This window comes from Microcoleus pseudofavosus SVA1_A4, assembly GCF_036700565.1.
Taxonomy (GTDB): domain Bacteria; phylum Cyanobacteriota; class Cyanobacteriia; order Cyanobacteriales; family Microcoleaceae; genus Microcoleus.
On sequence record NZ_JAUBPE010000191.1, the window covers coordinates 1 to 1,239 of the forward strand.

Sequence of the window (1,239 nt, forward strand, 5' to 3'; positions counted from 1 at the left end):
GGGTTCTCCTGAACTTATGGTTATAAGTTTATCTAATCACAAAAGCAAGCTAATACGCGATTCCTGAAATTATTAAAATTAGAAAAACCATATCCTTGCCGCATTATCAACTTAATCCGATTGTTGATTCCTTCCATGACTCCACTTGTGGTGCGATGAAGAAAGTAGTTGCAAATACCCTCAAAATGATTCTCAATTGTTGATGCAGATTCTCTAAAAAATACTTGTGCATGATTTAGCCATTCTTTGATTTTGTTCTGCCCTTCTTTGACCGTCAAATTAGTCTCATATATTTCTCTAAATTTTTCTTTCATCTCATACGCAATTCGCAAACATTCGGATTTTCCTAGTGCCAATTCTAATTTATCAATCTGAAGAGGATTCAAATTTACTCGATTACTTAATAATAAATATTTACTTTGCCTGTCTGTTATTCCGGCTGCTCTACGTAACTTATTTAAGTCTTTGTTAACTACTTTCATTACATGAAAACGATCGATAATAACTTTGGCGTTTGGGAATACTTTTTTGATAACTTTAGGGAATCCTCCCCACATATCAACACTCACTTCCTCAACTTGTTCACGAACTTCAATTGGTTGTTCTATAAGGACTTCAATGATTTCTTCACAGCGATGAGAATCAATCATCTCAATTAAATTACCTTCGCCCAAGTCACTCACAACAGTCACAAAATTTCCTTGACCTTTTCGCATACTTATCTCGTCGAGACCAATTCGTTTAACCCGTTGCCAATTCGGTTTTTTTTTGAGGGTGTTTACCTGCTCAAATATTCCTTTTATTTCGTCATAACTCAGTCCTTCTTCTCGTCCAATTTGCTCCATGCTCGATTGTTTTACACGCTCATAAATATCTTGTTCATATCGTTGAGTATGCCGTCTTTTAACGTCCAAAAAATCTAATTTTTCTGTGGGATACCGTTGACACATAGGACAGTAAAACTGCCGTCGTGGGATTTTTAGATATACAGGACGACCAAAAACAGACAAATCTCTTACTAAAATTGGTCGATTTTGATGCAGTTTTTCGGTAGGATTGTTACAATGATGACAAACAATTCCTTCTGATAAAATGCTCAGTCCCAAGAAAATTTTTCCCTCAACTTGAGTACAAGTTTCAACCCTGACTCCAGGCAAGGCTAATAGATAGTCTAGATGGAAGCTCATAACGGTAAATGTATTAGTAGGTACATTTTACACCATAAACTCAGGAGAGCCG

1 protein-coding gene is annotated in these 1,239 nt (G+C 36.1%); it reads right to left on the reverse strand.

The window, feature by feature from the left end:
• Positions 1 to 32 precede the first annotated feature (32 nt).
• Positions 33 to 1,187 (reverse strand): ISL3 family transposase, encoded by a 1,155-nt coding sequence (locus QUA02_RS33415; RefSeq protein WP_333034021.1) that lies wholly within the window; start codon positions 1,185 to 1,187, stop codon positions 33 to 35.
• Positions 1,188 to 1,239 lie beyond the last annotated feature (52 nt).

Coding starts and splice junctions, on each gene's coding strand:
- QUA02_RS33415 (WP_333034021.1), bottom strand. CDS start 1,187: ATGAGCTTCCATCTAGACTATCTATTAGCCTTGCCTGGAGTCAGGGTT.